The sequence below is a fragment of the Terriglobales bacterium genome, from assembly GCA_035573675.1.
GTDB lineage: Bacteria > Acidobacteriota > Terriglobia > Terriglobales > Acidobacteriaceae > DATMAB01.
This window is the reverse complement of sequence record DATMAB010000027.1, coordinates 343,735-362,563: the sequence shown is the minus strand read 5'-3', so window position 1 is coordinate 362,563 and position 18,829 is coordinate 343,735. Positions and strand designations below refer to the sequence as shown.

Here is an 18,829-nt window from a genome sequence, read left to right as displayed (position 1 = left end):
GCTGCCTCTTGGCTTTTTTCAACTGGCAACTGGCCACTGACCACTGACACCTGTTCTATACTTTTCGCCCCCGATGAGGGTCTTCGTCATCATCCCCGCCGCTGGGCTGGGCACGCGCATGGCGCCCGTGGCGGGTGCGCCCAAGCAGTTCACCGAGATGGCCGGCGTCCCCATCCTCATACATACCCTGCGCAAGTTCACCGCCCTGGCCGAGGTTGCCGAGATCTATGTGGCGCTGCGTTCACTGGACAGCGAGCGCTTCGCCCCGCGCCTGGACCAGGAGCGCCCGGCGCGCCCGGTCCGCCTGGTGGAGGGTGGCGAAAACCGCCAGCAGTCGGTGGCCAACGCCCTGGCGGAGCTTGAGCGCCGCTCGCAGCCGGCCCCGGACGATATCGTGCTGGTGCATGATGCCGTGCGCCCCTTCGTGGACAGGGAGACCATCGGCAACGTGATCGCTGCCGCCGCCAGGCATGGCGCAGCCATCGCGGGCGTCCCTGCTGTAGACACCATCAAGCAAGTCGACCGCACCGCCGAGGGTGCTATCGTCATCACCACCATCCCGCGTGAGCGCGTGGTCATGGCTCAGACCCCGCAGGGCTTCCGCTACGATGTAGTGAAGAAAGCCTTCGATGAAGCCCAGGCGGACGGCTTCACCGGCACCGACGAGGCCTCCCTGGTCGAACGCTCGGGACATGAGGTGGCGGTGGTCATGGGCTCCGCCCGCAACCTCAAGATCACCAGCCCGGCGGATTTGGAGCTGGCTGAGTTTTATCTGGCCCAGGAAAAGAAAAACGCTTGAACCGCGGATTTCCGCGGATACACGCGGATAAGAAAATGGAGAATCAATACTTTGGCGATAGGCGGGACAACTACCTGCGTGCGACTCCAGTCGAAGTGGGCCTGCTCCTCAATTTTGAACCGAAGCCTCAGTTCAATCGCTTTGTCTTTGCAAATGAGAGAAAGAAGAATCCGCGTTCATCCGCGTGAATCCGCGGCGGAAGAGCATGAGAATCGGCTACGGTTTTGATTCGCACGTTTTTCGTCGCGGCATCCCGCTGAAGCTGGGCGGGGTGAGGCTGGCGCACCCGCGCGGCCTGGCCGGGCATTCCGACGGCGACGTCCTGCTGCACGCCCTGACCGACGCCCTGCTGGGCGCCGTGGCCGCCGGTGACATCGGCTCCTACTTTCCGCCCTCGGAGAAGAAATGGAAGGGCGCGGACTCCGCCATCTTCCTGGGCGAAGCGTTGAAGCAGGTCGCACGCACAGGCTTCCGCGTCGCCAACGTGGATTCTACCCTGGTGCTGGCAGAGCCCAAAGTCGGCCCGCATGCCCTGCGCATCCGCAAACACGTGGCCGGACTCCTCGGCGTTGCTGTCTCGGCTGTCAGCCTGAAGGCAAAGACGCCGGAGGGCCTGGGCCTGCGCAACACCGCCATGGCGCAGGTGGTGGTCTTGCTCACCCGCCGCCCGCGGCAACGCCGTTGACCGTCCTGGTCCGACGGCTTATGAGAGCATTCGCGTTCTTCGTCCGGCTGGCGCGCTGAAGGCGGCTACCGGCCCTTGCGCGCCGGAGCTTCGGCCTTGGTCTTCAGGTGGTGGACGAGCAGGCGCACCAGCATGCCGTCGAACTGCGTGCCGCTCAGCGACTCCATCTCCGCGATGGCTTCCTGCTGGCTGCGCACCTGGGCGTACGGCCGCTCCGTGGTCATGAGGGCATAGGCCTCGGCCACGCCGATGATGCGCGCGCCCAGCGGGATCTCTTCGCCCTTGAGCCCGTCGGGGTAGCCAGTGCCGTCGAAGCGTTCGTGATGGTGGCGCACAAAACGCACCACGCGCATGGCGCCGGGAACCAGCTCCAGCAGTTGCGCTCCCAAGCGTACGTGCTCCTTCACCACGGTGTACTCGCTGTCGTTGAGCAGGTCCGGCTTGTTGAGGAAGCGCTCGGGAATCACGATCTTGCCCACGTCGTGGATACGCGCGGCGTAGACCAGGTCCGCCAGGTCCTCCGGCTTGAGCATCAATTCGCGGCCAATGGCCTCGGCGATTCGCGCCACGGATTCGCCGTGCCCGGAGGCGGCGATCTCGCGCGACTCGGCGGCGCGCGTCAGCGTGCGCAGCGCGTTCATCAGCACTTCGGCGCGGTCCCCTTCGCTGCACTCGGAGCTCAACTGTCGCAGGGTGCTCACCAGTTCCTCGGCCGCCGACGGTCCCGTGTGTTCACGCTGCAGGAAGCCCTCCACGTAGCTGGAGATGAGCTGCTGGTGGGGCTGCTGCCCGCCTTCGGCGAACTCGCCCGCGATGGAGACGTGGTTGCCGCCCTTGCGCTTGGAGACGTACATGCCCGCGTCGGCCACGCGCACCACGTCCTCCACCGTCGCGCCGTGGAGCGGAAAGGTGGCCACCCCGAAGCTGCCGGTGATGTGGCGCTCGTTCAGCATGGGATCGGTGGCGATCCACAGCCGCAGGCGCTCGGAAAGGATCTGCGCCTGTTCCATTCCGGTTTCCGGCATCAGGATGATGAACTCGTCCCCGCCGTAGCGGGCCACCACGTTCGACTGCCGCACCTTCTGCTCCAGCAGGCGCCCGATGCGCGCCAGCACCAGGTCGCCTTCCAGGTGCCCCATCGAGTCGTTCACTTCCTTGAACTTGTCCAGGTCGATCAGCACAACCGAGAACGGGCGCCCGGTACGCGAGGCGCGCTTCCACTCTGCCTGCAGGGCTTCCACGAAGAAGCGCCTTGTCTTGATCCCGGTCAGGCCGTCGGTGATGGACTGCTGCTGCATTTTCTGGAAGACGAAGGCGTTGTGCAGCGCGGTCGCCAGCAGGTCGGCAAGCGTGCGCAGGATCAGCACTTCCTGCTCGCTGAAGGCGTTCTCCCGGCGGCTCTCCACGTTCAGCACGCCCAGCATGGTCTCGCTGTAGGCGATGGGGACGCACAGCACCGATTTCGATTCCGGCAGGATGCCCAGCAAATGGCTCTCACCGGTGTTCTGCACCAGCACCATCTCGGAGGTGCGCGCGGCGCGGCCCAGAATGCCTACGCCCAGCGGCACGCGCTTGCCCAGCGCCTGCGCCGTGGAGCCGGCTTCGGCCTTGATCTCAATGTCCTTGGTGGCGTAGTCCAGCAAGCCAATGCCGATGTGGTCGTAGTGGAAGTTCTTCTGGATCTCGCCCACGATCTCCGCCATCATCTGGTCGGCGTCCTGGCTGGAGATGGCGGTCTTGGAGATGTTGTTCAAAAAGCCCAGGTAGCGCGAGCGGCGCTGCTCCTCAGCGAACATGCGCGCGTTCTCGATGGCCACGGCCACGTAGCCGGAAGCCGTGGTCATCACGTCCAGGTCGCGCTGCCCGTAGACGTACTCCTTGGCGTAGTGCATGGCGGCCATGGCGCCCACCGGCCGTCCGTACATCAGGATGGGCACGCCGCAGAACGACTTTGACGGGCGCAGGCTGCCATCGAGCCCCAGGCGCGTACGAACCGTCTCCATGTCCGCTTCCACCAGCAGCGGACGTCCGGTGCGCACGATGTACTCGGTCAGACCGTTGCCGGCCTTGGTGGAGCGCTTGGGCCGGATCTCCCCTTCATCGACCTCCAGCTCGAAGCGGATCTGGTCGCCGAACTGGAACGCTACGTAGAAGGTCGAGGTGTCGAACAGGCGGCCCAGCTCACGCTGCACGGCCAGCAGCACTTCATCGGGATCGAGGCGCGAACTCACTACCTGCCCGATCTGCGTCATCAATTCGAACTCGCGCGTGCGCCGCTGAGCGTCATGCATGAAGACGTAGTTCTCCAGCGTCAGGGCGATCTGCATGGCCACGCCCTTGAGCAGGCGGAGCTGCTCCTGGCTGAAGGTCTGGCCGCGCGGATGCCCGAACACCAGCAGGCCCATCTCGCGCTCATGCGTCTCCAGGCGGACGGCGGTCACGGACCACACTTTGTCCGGTTGGAAAACACTCCAGGCTGCCGCCGCCCGTTCCGGATCGAGGCGCGCTTCTGCCTGCAGGTCGAGCGTCGAGTAAATCCCTCCGCGGGCACGCGCTAACTGCGCCAGCGCCGCCAGGCCGCCGTAGCGCTCCCCGCGCTCCAGGAAGTCCTTGGTGAAGCCGCGCTGCACTGAAGGCAGCGTGCTGCGCAGTGGGCCTTCGATCGAGATGGCGATGCTCTCCACCCGGAGCAGCGTGGCCAGCCGGTCCAGGAACTTCTGCAGGCTGGGGACGAGGTCAGTGGCGTCCATCATGCGCCGCGGATCCACGTCCAGACTGGAAAACGCCAGCAGGTTTTCGTGGATCTGCCCGTGCAGGCGGGTAGTGCGGCGGCGGAGGTAGAGAGAAAACGAAGCGAGCAGCAGCAGGGCGAAGGCTGCTTCCGCCAGCGTCCGAATCAGATTGATATCCACCCAGTGTCCCACCGCGCGGCATCTCGCCCGGGGATGGCCAGGGACGCGCGAACCGGCCTCGATGCGGCAAACGGTTTTGTCTGCACTATAGGGCCGAACCCAGCCTCCGTCAATGCGTTCCGAGGTTACTAAGGTACCCGGTTGGGCGGCATGTGGGGCCGGTTGCGGGCGTTCCAACTGCAGGAGTAGGCCCAGTTGCTAAGATGGAGATTGGCTCCGCCCATGCCCGAAGCCGCCAAGAACCCGAAGCCTGCCGTGGACGCCGGAGCGGCCGCCTCGGCCGAGGTGAAGCCCTCGAACTTCATCCGCGACATCATCGTCGAGGATCTGCGGACGCGGAAGTTCGGCGACGCCGTTATCCAGACGCGGTTCCCTCCCGAGCCCAACGGGTATCTCCACATCGGGCACGCCAAAGCCATCTACCTCGACTTTTCCCTCGCCGACGAATTCGGCGGCCGCACCAACCTGCGCTTCGACGATACCAATCCGGAAAAGGAGGAAACCGAGTACGTCGAGTCCATCCAAGAAGATGTGCGCTGGCTGGGCTACGAGTGGGACGGCCTGTTCTACGCCTCCGACTACTTCGATCAGCTCTACGAGTGGGCCGTTCAACTCATTAAGGCGGGCAAGGCCTACGTGGACGATCTGAGCGCCGATGAAGTCCGCGAATATCGCGGCACGTTGACCGAGCCCGGCCGCGAAAGCCCGTATCGCAACCGCTCGGTCGAGGAGAACCTCGACCTGTTCGGGCGCATGCGCAAGGGCGAGTTCCCCAACGGGTCGCGGACGCTGCGCGCGAAGATCGACATGGCTTCACCCAACCTGAACCTGCGTGATCCGGTGATGTACCGCATCGTGCATGCAGCGCACCATCGCACCGGGAACAAGTGGTGCATCTATCCGACCTACGATTATGCGCACGGCCAGAGCGATTCCATCGAGCGAATCACGCACTCGATGTGCACGCTGGAGTTCGCCGACCATCAGCCGCTCTACCGCTGGTTCATCGAGAACCTGGGCATCTTTCCTTCGCAGCAGATCGAGTTCGACCGCCTCAACCTCACCTACACGGTGCTGAGCAAGCGCAAGCTGCTGCAACTGGTGCAGGAAGGTCATGTGAGCGGCTGGGACGATCCGCGCATGCCCACGCTTTGCGGGCTGCGGCGGCGCGGCTTTCCGCCGGAGGCCATCCGCAATTTCTGCGCCGCGGTGGGCGTCTCGCGCACCAACGGGACGACCGACTACGCGATGCTGGAGCACTTTGTGCGCAAGGAGCTGAACGCGCGCGCGCCGCGGGTGATGGCCGTGCTCCGCCCCCTGAAGCTGGTGATCGAGAACTACCCCGAAGGGCAGGTGGAGGAAGTCGAAGCCGTCAACAACCCGGAAGATCCCGCTGCGGGAACTCGCAAGGTTCCTTTCTCACGGGAGCTTTACATCGAGCAGGACGACTTCCGGGAAGACCCGCCCAAGGGCTACCACCGGCTGGCGCCCGGCCGCGAAGTGCGGCTGCGCTACGGCTACTTCGTAACCTGCAAGAGCGTGGTGAAGGACGCCAAGGGCGAAGTGGTCGAGGTGCGCTGTACCTACGATCCTGCCACGCGGGGCGGGAATGCTCCGGACGGACGCAAGGTCAAAGCGACCATCCACTGGGTGTCAGCGGCGCATGCGCTTGACGCCGAAGTGCGGCTCTACGACAAGCTGTTCACCAAGCCCGACCCCAACCAGACGGAGGACGGCCAGGACTTCACCGCTAATCTTGATCCGAACTCGCTGGTCATTCTCAGCGGCTGCAAGCTGGAGCCTTCACTGGCCGGGGCGGCGGTCGGCGCACGCTACCAGTTCGAGCGCCTAGGGTACTTCTGCGTCGATCCCGATTCCAAGCCGGGGAAGCCGGTGTTCAACCGGACGGTGGCGCTGAAGGACACCTGGGCGAAGATCGAAAAAGCGCTGTGAACCCATGAGGGAAAAGTTGCATGTCTTCCAGACACGACAAACGTGAGCCATACAGCATTAGAATGCCCGAGCGGAGGGCATCATGGGACGGGCGCTGGGATTCGTCGGGCTGTTGGTGGTGGTAGCGGTTGGCTTCTACATCTTCACGCGCCAGGCGCAGAACGTGGCGCCGACGGAGGGAGGCAGCCCGCGGGCGACCATCGATGTGGCGGGCGTGAAGAACGACCTGATCGCGCTGGCCAATGCTGAGCGGCGCCACTTCGCCACCGAGGGCAAGTACGCCACCATCGACGAGCTGCGCGCGGCCGGTGACATCTCCATGCCGACGAACAGCCGCGGGCCGTATCAGTATTCGGCGGAGATTACCGAGGGCGGGTTCCGCATCGTGGCCACGCATACGGGGACGCCTGAGCGGGGCGTGCCGCGCCAGCTCAGCATCGACGACACGATGCAGATACGGACGGAGTGATTAAGGTTGGTCAGATTTCTCTCAGGTGCCGTCGCTACGCGACTCGGACCGTTCTCCAATCTTCACCCAGCACTAACGTGCTGGGCTTTCGAGTTTCCGTCGCTTCGCGACTGACGAATTGCTGATCGTCAACATGGTATCCGCTGCCTAGGGGTCGTCTGCCTGTTCGGCACGATGTCAGTCGTACCCAGAGCTATTTAGTCACTACGAGATCGAAGGCCACGGGAACTTTCTTCGGCGGGAAGCAGGCACGGTCGTTACAGGCCTGGTAGCGCAGGTCGCCTGCGACTTTGTGGGTGCCCGCAGCTGCAGAACGCGCCGCCTTCACACGCACGTTCAGGATGAACTCGCCCGTGTAGACATTCAGCTTCTCCTTGGGCGCGAAGTCGAAGGCCACGTCCTCGCCCTTGGGATAGGCGATATCGAAGGTAATCGCAGGTGCGGGAGCGTTGAGCATGAGCACGGTGGGGATAAGCAGCTCCGACCGGGGGACGTTGGAATTCACGTGGAAGCCCTTGGTGAGCGTGAAGCGGATGGGCACCTGCGTGGCCTTTCCCGCGGCTACGGTGATGGGCGCGACCGGCGCGACGTTCACCGTCGGTGCCGTCGGCGGATTGCTCCATTGCGCGGCGAGCGGGAGGGTGAACAGGGCCATCAATAAGAATCCGGAGGTTAGTTTCGCGAACATCGTTTCTCTTCCCTGGGTGCCGTCCCTACGGGACTCGGGCGCCACTCGCTTCTGCCACCCAGCACTTACGTGCTGGGCTATCGATTTGCCGTCGCTTCGCGACTGCTGTAGAGCCCATTTTTCCCGCGTCTGCGCCGAACGCCAAGGCGCAGACATGGGGCACCTTCTCATACTGCCGCGCGCTTCGCGGGTTGGTCCTGAATTCATCTCGCCTTACCTCACGCGCTAAAGCCCCATGGTTAATGGCTGCGTATCGGCACGACTGAAGTCGTCCCCTGATACGAACCCGAACATCGGCTCAATGTCCCTCGTGCGTGTCTGCATGCTCCTGCGCCGGTGGGACGGCGGCGACCGTGCCCATGGACTTCTTGATATTGCCCTCGATCTCGCTGTGGCTCACCAGGCCGAAGACCCGGTCCACAATCTTGCCTTCGCGATCGATATAGAAGGTGGCGGGCAGGAACTGCACGCCGCCGTAGGCGTCACCGACTTCCTCGGTGCCATGCAGGATGGTGTACCCGACGCCCAGCTCCTGGATGAAGGGGCCCACCTTGCTGCGGTCCTCATCCATGGAGACGCCGATGACCTCCACGCCCTGGGCGCTGTATTTCTTCTGGAACTCGTCCAGCCAGGGCATTTCGATCTTGCAGGGCCCGCACCAGGTGGCCCAGAAGTTCAGCACCACGGCCTTGCCGCGCAGATCGGCCAGGCGCACGGTGCGCCCGTCGAGTGACTGCAAGGTGAAGTCGGGCGCCAGCGCGCCCTGCGGATTGCCGCGCAGTTTGCCGCCTGCGGCAGGCTTGTCGTGGGGCACGGCCAGGCGGCTGCCGGCATAGAGCATCAGGGCCACCGCCAGCGTCACTACCGAAAGCACGATTGCGTTGCGCTTCACAGATATCCCTCAACCAGCCAGCGGAAGACGGGCATCTGGTTCAACCATCCCGCCAGCAGGGTCAGCTTGCGCGTGAACACCAGAGTACCGATGAGGATGAGCAGAACGCCACTGCCGACCTCCACCGCATTCAAGTACCGCCGGAAGCGCGCGTAGAACTCGAGGAAGCGGTCGATGCCCAGCGAAGTCAGCAGGAACGGCACCGCCAGTCCCAGCGAGTACACGGCCAGCAGAGCGACGCCCTGGATGACCTGCTCCTGCGAGCCCGCTAGCGCCAGGATGGTAGCCAGGATGGGCCCGATGCAGGGCGTCCAGCCGAAGGCGAAGGCGAATCCCACCAGGAAGGCGCCCGCCATGGTGGAGCCGCCCTTGACGCTGTGCAGGCGCTTATCCGCGTAGAGGGCCTTGATCTTCATCAACCCGGTGAGATGCAGGCCGAACACGATGATTACCAGGCCGGCCACGCGGGTCAGGATGGGGTAATAGTCGCGGGCCATCTGCCCCACCGTGGTCGCAACCGCACCCAGCGCGATGAACACTGCCGAGAAGCCCAGGATGAACATCAGCGAGTTGCGCATCAAGGCGCCCAGCAGGCGCTGCTCGCGGGTCTTGAGCTCTTCCACACCCACGCCGGAGATGAGCGAAACATAGCCGGGGACCAGCGGCAGCACGCAGGGCGAAAGGAACGACACCAGCCCTGCCACGAACGCCGCGATGGGAAGCGGAAGACTCGACATCTGCAGTTTATTGTATCAACGCAGTTGCAAAACCACGGGAGCACAGCCGGATTTCAGTTAGTGCCGCCAAATCATGTAGATGCCTGGTACGGCCGACGGTTACGCGGAATCCGGGACACTCTGTAGCCCCGGGGCATGGCGTCAGCGCGGCCTTTCCCCACGTCTGCGCGGAAGAGCATCGCGCAGACCTGAGGCGGGGCACCGCAAGGGTTATGACCGGAGGCCCGACCAGCCCTCGGCGATGACGATGGAGTCGCCGGGATTGTGGGGGTCGTACTTCACGGCGGCGGGCACGCCGATACGGCAGGAGTGGAGGTCCAGGTATTGACGCAGATGGGTGACGTCCTGCGAGGCTTCGTAGGAAACGCCGCGCACGTCGTAGCGGTAGACGAGCAGTTGCAGCGGACCTGCGGTCGAAGGAACCTCGTGCACATCGAGGATGGTGCCGTCGATGATGCGGCCGGTCGCCACCAGGCGCTGGCGCCGTTCGCGCTCGCGCTGCTCGGGAGTCTTACGGCGACGGAACCAGGAGACGGCGGCAGCCGAGCCGGCGATGGCGACAGCCGCGGAGGTGATGTAGAGAAGCGTACGATCCATTGGCTAAAGTCGCGGGAAGAAAACCGAGATCCTGCGCTCAGGATGGCGGGAAGAAAGGACCTTGGGGATTCTGAAACTGACCACTGGCCACCGACCACTAGCCACTATTTCTTCGCTTTCTCCCAATCCTTGAGGAACTGTTCCAGGCCGCGATCGGTCAGCGGATGCTTGAGCATGAGCTCGAAAACCTTGAAAGGCATGGTGGCCACGTGCGCGCCGGCCAGCGCGGCCTCCACCACGTGCAGAGGATGCCGCAGGGACGCCGCCAGCACCTGCGTCGCGTAGCCGTAATTCCGGTAGATCTGCACCGTTGTGCGGACCACGTCCATGCCCACGTGGCTGATGTCATCGAGGCGGCCCACGAAGGGGCTTACATAGGTGGCTCCGGCCTTGGCCACCAGCAGCGCCTGGTTGGGTGAGAAGCACAGCGTCAGGTTGGTGCGGATGCCCTCCCCGGAAAGGCACTTGCAGGCCTTCAATCCTTCGCGCGTGGTGGGCAGCTTGACCACCACGCTCTTGTGCCAGGTGACGTAGTCGTGCGCTTCCCTGCACATTCCGCCGGCATCGGTGGCGACCACCTCAACGTTCACCGGGCCATCCACGACGGAACAGATCTCGAGGATGGTCTCCTTGAAGGGCTTGCCCTCCTTGGCCACCAGAGACGGGTTGGTGGTGACGCCGTCGAGGATGCCGAGGGCGGCGGCCTCGCGAATCTCGTTCAGGTTGGCGGTGTCGAGGAAGAATTTCATCTTGGTTGCACCTGTATCACTCGTCCATGACGGTGTTGCGCAAGGTGCCCACGCCCTCCACGCTCACCTCCACTGTGTCCCCGGTCTGGAGCGGGCCCACGCCCGCGGGCGTGCCCGTAGCGACGAGGTCGCCGGGAAGCAAGGTCATGACGCGGGAGATGGCACGGATTATAGCATCGAGGGGAAACAGGAAATCGCGTGTGTTTCCCTGCTGGCGCACCTGACCGTTCACCCGGGTTTCGACCGCCACCCCAGCCCAGGGATCCAGCCCATCGCTCACCAGCGGGCCCACGGGACAGAAAGTGTCGAAACCCTTGGCCCGGGTCCAGGGGCCGGACTTGGGCTGCAGGTCGCGGGCGGTCACGTCGTTGAGGCAGGTGTAGCCGAGGATGAACGGCCGCACGTCCTCGCCCTCGGCCAGTCGGGAGCAGGTGCGGGCGATGACCAGGGCCAGCTCGCCCTCGTGGTCCACGCGCTGGGATTCCCGCGGGCAGCGGATGACTCCTGCGTGCGCAAGAAGCGAGGACGGCGGCTTGAGGAAGAACATGGGCTCGGTCGGAATCTCGTGCTCCAGTTCTTTGGCGTGCTCGCGATAGTTGCGGCCGATGCAGACGATCTTCGAGGGCTCGACGGGAACCAGCAGTTGCGCGTACTCGACGGGCAGCGGACGGGGCAGCGGCTGCGCCGGCTCGACGCCCGCGGGCGGGAAGGGCGGCGCGATGATCTCGATGATGCAATCGCGCCCGGCGACGGCGTCGATGCGGCCGTAGCGCGGACCCTCGGCGGATTGGAAGCGGCAGAATCGCATGGCTACTCGGGCACCGTCTCGGACGCTTCCGCCGAGGGCGGGCTCTCGTTGCCGCGCACGTCTACGGCGGTGACCGAGTAAAGATATCGCTTCCCGGGCTCGACCTGGGAGTCGCGGAAGGCGGGGGCTTTCACCAATTCGGAGGTGATGCGGCGGGGCGGCAGGAATTCACCAGGATCGCCGGTGCCGGCTGCGCGCCGGTGCGGCGGCGTGGGGTCGCGGCGATAGACGTGATAGCCCGCGAGGTCGGCCTCGGTGTTCGCGGTCCAAATGAGGTCCACGAATCGCTCGGCACCGCTCGCGGAAGAAACCGCTTGCAGGCCGGTGGGTGCTGCAGGCGGGAAGGTATCGTGGGCTACGACTTCTACCGCCGCCGAGTCCTCGCCCTCCACTTCGATGGGCGCTTCGCCATCCCGCGGAAAAACCGTGACCACGGCGACGCGATACTGGTACGTCTTTTCCCAGTCGAAGGCGCGGTCGACAATGCGCGCTTCGGGCGCGGTGGTGAGCAGGAACTCGGCGATGACCGCATCCGGCCCGCCGGGACTGCGACGGTACAGGCGATACCGATGGCGCATCTGCGGCTCTGCGTGCTGATGGATGCGACCGGTCCAGGTGAGCGTAATGCCTTCGGCGCTGAGTGCGGCCCGCAGGTCGCTCGGGGGCTCGAGCGTGGGCGCGAGCGGAACCTGGACGCGGTTGGAGAGTCCGGCGCTCTGGCCGCGGTCGTTCAGGGTTTCAACGGCGTAGTAGCGGAATCCGGCCGGGTTCGCACTTTGCTCCTCCGGCGGGATGCGGTCGGTGAACTCCGCGCGTGGGACGCCTGCCCAGCGACCGGCGACAAGTTCGCCCGCCGGGGCACACGTGGTGGCTTGCGCATCCGGCAAGCGGCACACGCGCGTCACGCCCGGGCGGGCGATGCGGGTGGCGTCCGTGGTTTCGGCGGGGGGCGTCCAGGCCAGCAGGACACGGTCGCCCTTGCGCCGCGCCTCAAGGTCGCGAACCGGGCGCGGAAGCTCCAGAGAAGGAGGCTGGGGCGCCCCGGGCACCGCGCACGCCGCACACAACAACAGCAACCCCGCGGCCGGGAAGGCGGAAAGCCGGTTCATGCGAGCGTTACAGGGTAACAGGTCGGGTGCGAGGTGTCAGGTGTCGGGTCAAGGTCTCAGGTCCTCGACCAGCGAGGCCGAGCGAACCGGCACGCCATGCGCTCACTTGTTCTCGGCGCTGCCCAGCACTTCCTTGGCCAGCAGGTTCTCGATGCGGGCCTCGTTGCGGACCACCTCGTAGTAGGCGGCCTTGAGAAGCTGCTCACGGCGTTCGCGGAGCTGACCGCGGATGATCTCCTGCACGCGGGGATCGTTGAGGTCGCGCTGCCCGGCGGGTTCCTTGGCCAGCACCCGGATGATGCGGAAGCCCCACAGCTCACGGGTGCGCGGGTTCACCACCGGGATGATGCCGCTGGTCTCGCCCGGCTTGAGCCGCATGACGGCGTCGCGGGTGGCGGGCTCCTCGCCCTGCTTCAGCGCCGACTCCGGCACAAAACCCAGGTCGCCGCCGTTGGAGGCGGTCTGCGGGTCCTCGGACCAGTTCATGGCCAGGGTGGCGAAGTCCTCGCCGCTTTCCAGGCGGTTCATGATCTCCTGAATCTTCTTGCGGGCCTCGGCTTCGTTCTGCGCCTTGGAGTTCTTCTGATTGCGGACCTGCGGGTTGGGCGCGGTGGTGACCACGATCTGGGCCAGGTGCACGCGCGGCTCGATGAGGTTGAACTCAGCCTTGTGCTCCTCGTAGTAACCGGAGACGTCGGCGTCGGAGATGGTGATCTTGGAGGAAATGTCCTTGTTGAGGACCTTCTGGATGGTCAGGTTGCGGCGGAGGTCGCGCTTCAGATCGTCGAGGGTGAGGTTGCGCTCCTTCAGGCGCTTGTCAAACTCCTCCTGGGTGTAGGGGGCCTTGAACTCGGTGAGCTTGCTGTCCACTTCGGCATCGGTCGCCAGCAGGCCGAGCTTCTCGGCGCGCTGCATCATGATCTCCTGATCGATGAGGTCGCGCAGGATGCTCAGGCGCAGGCTGGTGGCCTGCTCGCCCTTGGGCGGCTGCGGCGCGCCCGAAGTCTGGTTGGCGAAGTACTTGTCCACTTCGCTGCGCAGGATCTTGCGGCCGTTGACGGTAGCGGCAGTATCGGCGGAGCTTTCCGTCTTCTTGCATCCGGCCAAAAGAGTCAGTGCCAGCAGGAAAACCACTGGGGTGCAGATGCGAAAGCGAGTCGGGTTCAAGAGGGTCACTTCCTCCACCAGGGAGGCCTCGCCCGGCCGCTGCGCACGCTGCACGCCGGCGGGAAGGCTTCCCGTCTCAGTTGTTCGGAACACTTTGCGCGGGCGCCGACGAAGGCGCGCCCGCGTTCTGCGCTGCCGCAGCCGGCGGCTGCTGGCCGTTCTCCACCAGAATGCGGTCCAGCACCGCGCGCAGGTCCTTGGGCGGCACCGCTCCCGCGACCAGCTCCCCGTTGATGAACAGTTGCGGGGTCGAGTCCACGCCGAGGGCGTCGCCTTCCGCGATGGAGGCGCGGACGGCGGAATCATCCGCCTTCTTGATGCAGGCCTCCAGCCGGCTCGCGTCCAGCTTGTGCTTGCCGCCGTACTCCATCGCGATCCTGTCCAGGACGGCCAGTTGCTCCGGCAGCGGACGGTTCTCGCCCGTGACTTCCTTCTGGTTCAGATGGATGCGGTCGGCGAAGTCCCAATACGCGTCATGGTTCTGCGCCGCCAGGCAGTTGGCGTTGATGGCGGCGTGCGTGGCCCAGGGATGGATGCTCTGCAGCGGATAGTCCTTGTACAGCACGCGGATGCGGTCGCCGTGCGTCTTAATGATGTCCTGGAAGAGATAGCCGTGCATGCGCGCGCAGTAGGGACACTGGAAGTCGTCGTAGACGACGATCTCGACCTTGGCGTCCTTGTTGCCGCGGACGGGCCGGCCGGTGGTGTCGATCTTCTTCACGTTCTCGGCGAACGGATCCTTGCTGATGTCCACAGTCGTCAGGCGGTAGAGCGTTTTCTCGTCCTGGGAGAGCAGGAAGTCGTAGCTGCTGGAACGCGTATCGTCGGAGAGCGTTACGGTCACCTTTTCGAAACCCGGGAAGTCGCTGGGCTTGCGTTCCTTGACCGCGACGTTTACCGTGGCCGGGACCTTGAAGTACACGCGCACCTGGCGCTCCAGGCGCCGGTTGGTTTCATTGGTGGCCGATTGCGCCGAGCACCCCACGCACACCAACAGCGCCAGCGCCACCGAAGAACGGAACATCCACATAGTTAGCCGCCTGAGCATCGAATGAGCTTCTATTATCGCATGCGGGCTGCGAAGGCGTCTTGCGCGGGACGTCCGGCTCACCGGCGGGGCCAAACCAACGTAATCGCCCTGCGATTACCCACTTGGCAAGTCCGGGCGCCGGGGCGTATTCCTATACGCCCTGGTCAACGAGGAGGCTTCGATGCGCTGGTTCACTGGAGTGATTCTGGCAGCGGCGGTCTGCACGGCAGGCGCCGTGGCGCAAACGGCTGCAGCCGGAGCGGAACCGGTGGTGGTCATCCGTGCCGGGACGCTGATCGACGGCACCGAGGCCGGGCCGCGCCGCAACGTCGTCATCGTCGTCCGCGGCGGCCGCATTGAGGCCGTAGGCGAAGCTGCGAAGGTGACCTTGCCGCCGGGCGCTCAGGTCATCGATCTTTCGTCGGCGACCGTCCTGCCCGGCCTGATCGACACGCACACCCACATCTTTCTGCAAGGAGAGGACCCCGCGGAGGGGGGCTACGACGTGCAGTTGCTCAAGCACGGGCTGGCGTTCCGGGCAGCGCGAGCCACGGTTTCCGCGCGCCGGGCGCTGGAGCAGGGGTTCACCACCATCCGCGACGTGGAAACCGAAGGCGCCGGCTACGGCGACGTCGGCATCAAGCAGGCCATCGAGCAGGGATACATTCCCGGACCGCGCATCTTCGCCTCGACCCGCGCCATTTCCTCTACCGGCGGCTATCTCTTGCGCGGCTACGCGCCGGAGATCACCGTGCCCAAAGGCGTGCAGATCGTGGACGGGCCGGTGGAAGCCCGCAAGGCGGCGCGCGAACAGCTCGACCACGGCGCCGACTGGATCAAGGTCTACATGACCCATCGCTCCTGGGTGGACGAGCAGGGACGCCTGCAATCGCAACCCACGCTCACGCTGGAGGAGCTGCGCGCCATCGTGGATGAGACCCACGGCTGGGGGAAGAAGGTCGCCTGCCATGCCTACAACGGCGAAGGCTTGCACCGAGCTCTCGACGGAGGCTGCGACTCCATCGAGCACGGCCTGGAACTCGACGACGCCGCCATCCAGCAGATGGTCCGCCAGGGAACGTGGTACGTGCCCACCTTCTCGCCCTACTACTTCTACTGGGAGCCGGAGAACACGCCGCAAGGCCGCCTGGACCGCAAGCGCGTCGAAGTGCACGGGCCATCGTTCCAGAAGGCGATGAAGGCGGGCGTGAAGATCGCCTTTGGCACCGACGCCGGCGGCTTTCCCTGGAGCGAGCCCATGGCGCAGGAGTTCCGCCATATGGTGGAGTTCGGCATGACACCGGCGGAGGCCATCCGCGCGGCCACGTCGCGCGCCGCGGAGCTGCTCGGCATGCAGGGCAAGCTGGGGGTGATCGCGCCCGGCGCGTACGCCGACATCATCGCGGTCCATGGCGATCCCCTGAAGGATGTGCGCGAACTTGAGCGGGTGACGTTCGTGATGAAGGACGGCAAGCTCTTCAAAAAGAGTGACTGATACCTGATCCGTAGGCTCCCAGACGCTGGTTGTCATGCGGAGCGAAGCGAAGCCTCCCTCTACCCTGACAGTCCTACGCGGGTGGGGATTCCTCGCTTCGCTCGGAACGACAATGGCGGCGCGCTCGGCGATCTCGGCGGTGAAGCCTTTTGGAGTCGTGAGCTATTGACACGCGCCCGTCCAGGAGCATAATGCAGGCTTCCAAACGCGTGAAGGAGGTGCCCGATGAACATCCTGGAACTGTGTGACGAGAACCCGGCGACCGTAGGGGTGCAGGCCAGCGTGAAGGATGCCATCCAGTGCATGCTCGAACACCGCGTGGGCGCCGTCGCCCTGGTGGACGACCGCGGACTGGTGGCGGGCATCTTCACCGAGCGCGACGTGCTGCAGAAATTCGCCCTCAGCGGCAAGGACCCCGCCCGCACGCCTGTGAAGGACATCGCCACCACGCCGGTGGAGATGGCGGGCCTGGAGATGACCGCCAGCGAGGCGCTGAACATCATGCTGGAGCGCCACATCCGCCACCTGCCCATCACGGACGCCAACGGCAAACTGCTTGGCATCCTCTCCATCCGCAACCTGCTGCAATCGCTGGTGGACGACCTTTCCCATCAACTGGATGCGCTGGAGACCTCGCTGACCAACGACGCCCAGGGCGGGTGAGAACCCGGTTGTCAGTGGTCAGTGGCCAGTGGTCAGTTAACAAAACCTCGTATAATCGAAGATTGCGCTCATGAAGAAGACACTACCAGTGCGTTCCACCACTGTCCTGTGCGTGCGCCGCGACGGCGCCGTGGTGATGGCGGCCGACGGCCAGGTCACCGTCGGCCACGACGTCCTCAAGCACACGGCCAAGAAGATCCGGCGGCTTTATCAGGACAAGATCCTGGCCGGTTTTGCGGGCTCCACCGCCGACGCCTTCTCGCTCTTCAGTCGATTTGAATCGAAGCTCGAACAGTTCCACGGCAACCTGGGGCGGGCGGCTGTAGAGCTGGCCAAGGACTGGCGCACGGACAAGATCCTGCGCCACCTGGAAGCGCTGCTCCTGGTCACGGACAAGACCACTACCTACCTGATCAGCGGCACCGGAGACATCATCGAGCCCGACGACGGCATCGCCGCCATCGGCAGCGGCGGACCTTATGCGCTCTCCGCTGCCCGCGCTCTCTACGACCACACCCAGTTGCCGGCGCGAAAAATCGTGGAAGAAGCCATGAAGATCGCCGCCCGAATCTGCATCTATACCAATGAGCACATTACCGTGGAGGAGCTCTAGGGACCTGGTCCGCTGAGGACTGGGAACTGAGAACTGAAGTCATGGCCATCTACCTACCCGGAACCGCAGAGGAAGAACAGGTCGTCCTGGACGAGCTGACGCCGCGCGAGATCGTCAGCGAACTGGACAAGTACGTCGTGGGGCAGAAGGCGGCCAAGCGCGCCGTGGCCATCGCGCTGCGCAACCGCATGCGCCGGCAGAAGCTCCCGCCCGACATGGCGGAAGAGATCATGCCCAAGAACATCATCATGATCGGCCCCACCGGCGTGGGCAAGACGGAGATCGCGCGCCGCCTGGCCCGGCTGGCCAATTCACCCTTCCTCAAGGTCGAAGCTTCGAAGTTCACCGAGGTGGGCTACGTCGGCCGCGACGTCGAGTCCATGGTGCGCGATTTGGTGGAGATTGCCATTGAGATGGTGCGCGGGGAGAAGCTGGAGGACGTGGCCGACCGCGCCGAGCTCAACGCCGAAGAGCGCCTGCTTGACCTCCTGCTGCCGCCCTCGGCTCCGGGCTTCGGCGTACCCGGTGACGGCGGCGAAAGCTACACCCGCAGCCGCGAGAAGCTGCGCCAGCAGTTGCGCGAAGGCAAGCTCGATGACCGCGTGGTGGAGATCGAGGTGCGCGAAAAGTCCTTCCCTACTTTCGAAATCGTCTCCAACCAGGGCGTCGAGGAGATGGACATCAACGTGAAGGACATGCTGCCCAATATCTTCGGGCAACGCACCAAGAAGCGGAAAATGAAGGTCAGCGAGGCCATGGACTACCTGGTGCAGGAAGAGGAACAGCGCCTCGTAGATATGGACCAGGTGCAGCGCACCGCGCTGCAGCGCGTGGAACAAAGCGGCATCATCTTCCTGGATGAGATCGACAAAATCGCCGGGCGCGAGAGCGGGCATGGGCCCGACGTCTCCCGCGAAGGCGTGCAACGCGACATCCTGCCCATCGTCGAGGGCACCACGGTCAACACGCGCTACGGCATGGTGCGCACCGACCACGTGCTGTTCATCGCCGCCGGCGCCTTCCACGTCTCCAAGCCCAGCGACCTCATCCCCGAGCTGCAGGGCCGCTTCCCCATTCGCGTGGAGCTGCACTCGCTCACCATCGAGGATTTCATCCGCATCCTGACCGAACCCAAGTCGTCGCTGGTCAAGCAGTACACCGCGCTGCTCGAGACCGAGAACCTGAAGCTCGAATTCACGCAGGAGGCGCTGGAGGAAGTGGCGCGTTTCGCCTTCCGCGTGAACGAATCCACGGAGAACATCGGCGCGCGTCGCCTGCATACCATCATGGAACGCGTGCTCGATGAGATCAGCTTCGACGCCCCGGAGATGAAGCAGCGCGAGATCACCGTGGACGCCGACTACGTGCGCAAGATGCTGGCCGACATCGTCAAGGACCAGGACTTGTCAAGGTACATTCTCTAGTCGCAGCCCGCGTCATTCCGGGTCCGCCGCGGCGGACGA

18 protein-coding genes are annotated in these 18,829 nt (G+C 64.8%); 8 read left to right on the top strand and 10 right to left on the bottom strand.

What is annotated here, in order from left to right; all coding sequences use genetic code 11:
* The first annotated feature begins 73 nt into the window (after positions 1-73).
* Together ispD and ispF are read left to right on the top strand one after the other, a co-directional pair.
* Positions 74-799, top strand: coding sequence for a 2-C-methyl-D-erythritol 4-phosphate cytidylyltransferase (gene ispD, locus VNK82_14195; protein HXE92105.1), 726 nt, complete (start codon positions 74-76; stop codon positions 797-799).
* Between the two features lie 205 nt (positions 800-1,004).
* Entirely contained in the window at positions 1,005-1,484 is a 480-nt protein-coding gene (gene ispF / locus VNK82_14190; GenBank protein HXE92104.1) for a 2-C-methyl-D-erythritol 2,4-cyclodiphosphate synthase, read from the top strand.
* Between the two features lie 65 nt (positions 1,485-1,549).
* On the opposite strand, the gene VNK82_14185 is transcribed toward ispF, so the two are convergent.
* A complete protein-coding gene (locus tag VNK82_14185; GenBank protein HXE92103.1) occupies positions 1,550-4,396 on the bottom strand; it encodes a diguanylate cyclase in 2,847 nt (948 codons plus the stop codon).
* A gap of 222 nt (positions 4,397-4,618) precedes the next feature.
* Between VNK82_14185 and VNK82_14180 the strand changes: the two genes are divergently transcribed.
* Positions 4,619-6,349, top strand: coding sequence for a glutamine--tRNA ligase/YqeY domain fusion protein (locus VNK82_14180; GenBank protein HXE92102.1), 1,731 nt, complete (start codon positions 4,619-4,621; stop codon positions 6,347-6,349).
* An 82-nt stretch (positions 6,350-6,431) separates the two neighbouring features.
* Positions 6,432-6,818: a hypothetical protein gene (locus VNK82_14175; protein HXE92101.1), complete on the top strand. Its 387-nt coding sequence runs from the start codon at positions 6,432-6,434 to the stop codon at positions 6,816-6,818.
* A 193-nt stretch (positions 6,819-7,011) separates the two neighbouring features.
* Here the strand turns inward: VNK82_14175 and VNK82_14170 are convergent, their stop codons facing one another.
* The 9 genes from VNK82_14170 to VNK82_14130 all read right to left on the bottom strand — a co-directional run bounded on the left by VNK82_14170 (position 7,012) and on the right by VNK82_14130 (position 14,589).
* Positions 7,012-7,506 carry a protein-disulfide reductase DsbD domain-containing protein gene (locus VNK82_14170; GenBank protein HXE92100.1) on the bottom strand — a complete coding sequence of 165 codons (495 nt, stop codon included), beginning with the start codon at positions 7,504-7,506 and terminating at the stop codon, positions 7,012-7,014.
* A gap of 298 nt (positions 7,507-7,804) precedes the next feature.
* A complete protein-coding gene (locus VNK82_14165; GenBank protein ID HXE92099.1) occupies positions 7,805-8,398 on the bottom strand; it encodes a TlpA disulfide reductase family protein in 594 nt (197 codons plus the stop codon).
* Positions 8,395-9,135 carry a cytochrome c biogenesis protein CcdA gene (locus VNK82_14160; protein HXE92098.1) on the bottom strand — a complete coding sequence of 247 codons (741 nt, stop codon included), beginning with the start codon at positions 9,133-9,135 and terminating at the stop codon, positions 8,395-8,397. Before VNK82_14160 ends, VNK82_14165 begins: the two co-directional genes overlap by 4 nt.
* A gap of 210 nt (positions 9,136-9,345) precedes the next feature.
* Positions 9,346-9,732, bottom strand: coding sequence for a hypothetical protein (locus tag VNK82_14155; GenBank protein HXE92097.1), 387 nt, complete (start codon positions 9,730-9,732; stop codon positions 9,346-9,348).
* Between the two features lie 104 nt (positions 9,733-9,836).
* On the bottom strand, positions 9,837-10,481 hold the full coding sequence (gene fsa, locus VNK82_14150) for a fructose-6-phosphate aldolase (GenBank protein HXE92096.1): 645 nt from the start codon (positions 10,479-10,481) through the stop codon (positions 9,837-9,839).
* A 16-nt stretch (positions 10,482-10,497) separates the two neighbouring features.
* Complete coding sequence (locus VNK82_14145; GenBank protein ID HXE92095.1) at positions 10,498-11,289, bottom strand: fumarylacetoacetate hydrolase family protein; 792 nt, start codon at positions 11,287-11,289, stop codon at positions 10,498-10,500.
* 2 nt (positions 11,290-11,291) lie between these two features.
* Positions 11,292-12,398 (bottom strand): fibronectin type III domain-containing protein, encoded by a 1,107-nt coding sequence (locus VNK82_14140; protein HXE92094.1) that lies wholly within the window; start codon positions 12,396-12,398, stop codon positions 11,292-11,294.
* 102 nt (positions 12,399-12,500) lie between these two features.
* Positions 12,501-13,658 carry a SurA N-terminal domain-containing protein gene (locus VNK82_14135; protein HXE92093.1) on the bottom strand — a complete coding sequence of 386 codons (1,158 nt, stop codon included), beginning with the start codon at positions 13,656-13,658 and terminating at the stop codon, positions 12,501-12,503.
* The gene (locus VNK82_14130; protein HXE92092.1) at positions 13,642-14,589 is read right to left on the bottom strand and encodes a thioredoxin domain-containing protein; all 948 of its coding nucleotides are present in this window, start codon (positions 14,587-14,589) and stop codon (positions 13,642-13,644) included. Before VNK82_14130 ends, VNK82_14135 begins: the two co-directional genes overlap by 17 nt.
* A gap of 187 nt (positions 14,590-14,776) precedes the next feature.
* Here VNK82_14130 and VNK82_14125 point away from each other — a divergent pair, with 187 nt between their 5' ends.
* The 4 genes from VNK82_14125 to hslU all read left to right on the top strand — a co-directional run bounded on the left by VNK82_14125 (position 14,777) and on the right by hslU (position 18,790).
* Positions 14,777-16,090, top strand: coding sequence for an amidohydrolase family protein (locus VNK82_14125; protein HXE92091.1), 1,314 nt, complete (start codon positions 14,777-14,779; stop codon positions 16,088-16,090).
* A gap of 225 nt (positions 16,091-16,315) precedes the next feature.
* Positions 16,316-16,753 carry a CBS domain-containing protein gene (locus VNK82_14120; GenBank protein ID HXE92090.1) on the top strand — a complete coding sequence of 146 codons (438 nt, stop codon included), beginning with the start codon at positions 16,316-16,318 and terminating at the stop codon, positions 16,751-16,753.
* Positions 16,754-16,823: 70 nt separating this feature from the next.
* Positions 16,824-17,366 carry an ATP-dependent protease subunit HslV gene (hslV, locus tag VNK82_14115; GenBank protein ID HXE92089.1) on the top strand — a complete coding sequence of 181 codons (543 nt, stop codon included), beginning with the start codon at positions 16,824-16,826 and terminating at the stop codon, positions 17,364-17,366.
* Between the two features lie 41 nt (positions 17,367-17,407).
* Positions 17,408-18,790 (top strand): ATP-dependent protease ATPase subunit HslU, encoded by a 1,383-nt coding sequence (hslU, locus tag VNK82_14110; protein HXE92088.1) that lies wholly within the window; start codon positions 17,408-17,410, stop codon positions 18,788-18,790.
* Positions 18,791-18,829: the final 39 nt, after the last annotated feature.

Excerpts from the sequence above, each read along its gene's own strand:
- VNK82_14175 (HXE92101.1), top strand. The coding sequence starts at position 6,432 with ATGGGACGGGCGCTGGGATTCGTCGGGCTGTTGGTGGTGGTAGCGGTT.
- VNK82_14170 (HXE92100.1), bottom strand. The coding sequence starts at position 7,506 with ATGTTCGCGAAACTAACCTCCGGATTCTTATTGATGGCCCTGTTCACC.
- ispD (HXE92105.1), top strand. The coding sequence starts at position 74 with ATGAGGGTCTTCGTCATCATCCCCGCCGCTGGGCTGGGCACGCGCATG.
- VNK82_14130 (HXE92092.1), bottom strand. The coding sequence starts at position 14,589 with ATGTTCCGTTCTTCGGTGGCGCTGGCGCTGTTGGTGTGCGTGGGGTGC.
- VNK82_14155 (HXE92097.1), bottom strand. The coding sequence starts at position 9,732 with ATGGATCGTACGCTTCTCTACATCACCTCCGCGGCTGTCGCCATCGCC.
- VNK82_14120 (HXE92090.1), top strand. The coding sequence starts at position 16,316 with ATGAACATCCTGGAACTGTGTGACGAGAACCCGGCGACCGTAGGGGTG.
- VNK82_14140 (HXE92094.1), bottom strand. The coding sequence starts at position 12,398 with ATGAACCGGCTTTCCGCCTTCCCGGCCGCGGGGTTGCTGTTGTTGTGT.
- VNK82_14125 (HXE92091.1), top strand. The coding sequence starts at position 14,777 with ATGCGCTGGTTCACTGGAGTGATTCTGGCAGCGGCGGTCTGCACGGCA.
- VNK82_14180 (HXE92102.1), top strand. The coding sequence starts at position 4,619 with ATGCCCGAAGCCGCCAAGAACCCGAAGCCTGCCGTGGACGCCGGAGCG.
- fsa (HXE92096.1), bottom strand. The coding sequence starts at position 10,481 with ATGAAATTCTTCCTCGACACCGCCAACCTGAACGAGATTCGCGAGGCC.
- VNK82_14160 (HXE92098.1), bottom strand. The coding sequence starts at position 9,135 with ATGTCGAGTCTTCCGCTTCCCATCGCGGCGTTCGTGGCAGGGCTGGTG.
- VNK82_14145 (HXE92095.1), bottom strand. The coding sequence starts at position 11,289 with ATGCGATTCTGCCGCTTCCAATCCGCCGAGGGTCCGCGCTACGGCCGC.
- ispF (HXE92104.1), top strand. The coding sequence starts at position 1,005 with ATGAGAATCGGCTACGGTTTTGATTCGCACGTTTTTCGTCGCGGCATC.
- hslU (HXE92088.1), top strand. The coding sequence starts at position 17,408 with ATGGCCATCTACCTACCCGGAACCGCAGAGGAAGAACAGGTCGTCCTG.
- hslV (HXE92089.1), top strand. The coding sequence starts at position 16,824 with ATGAAGAAGACACTACCAGTGCGTTCCACCACTGTCCTGTGCGTGCGC.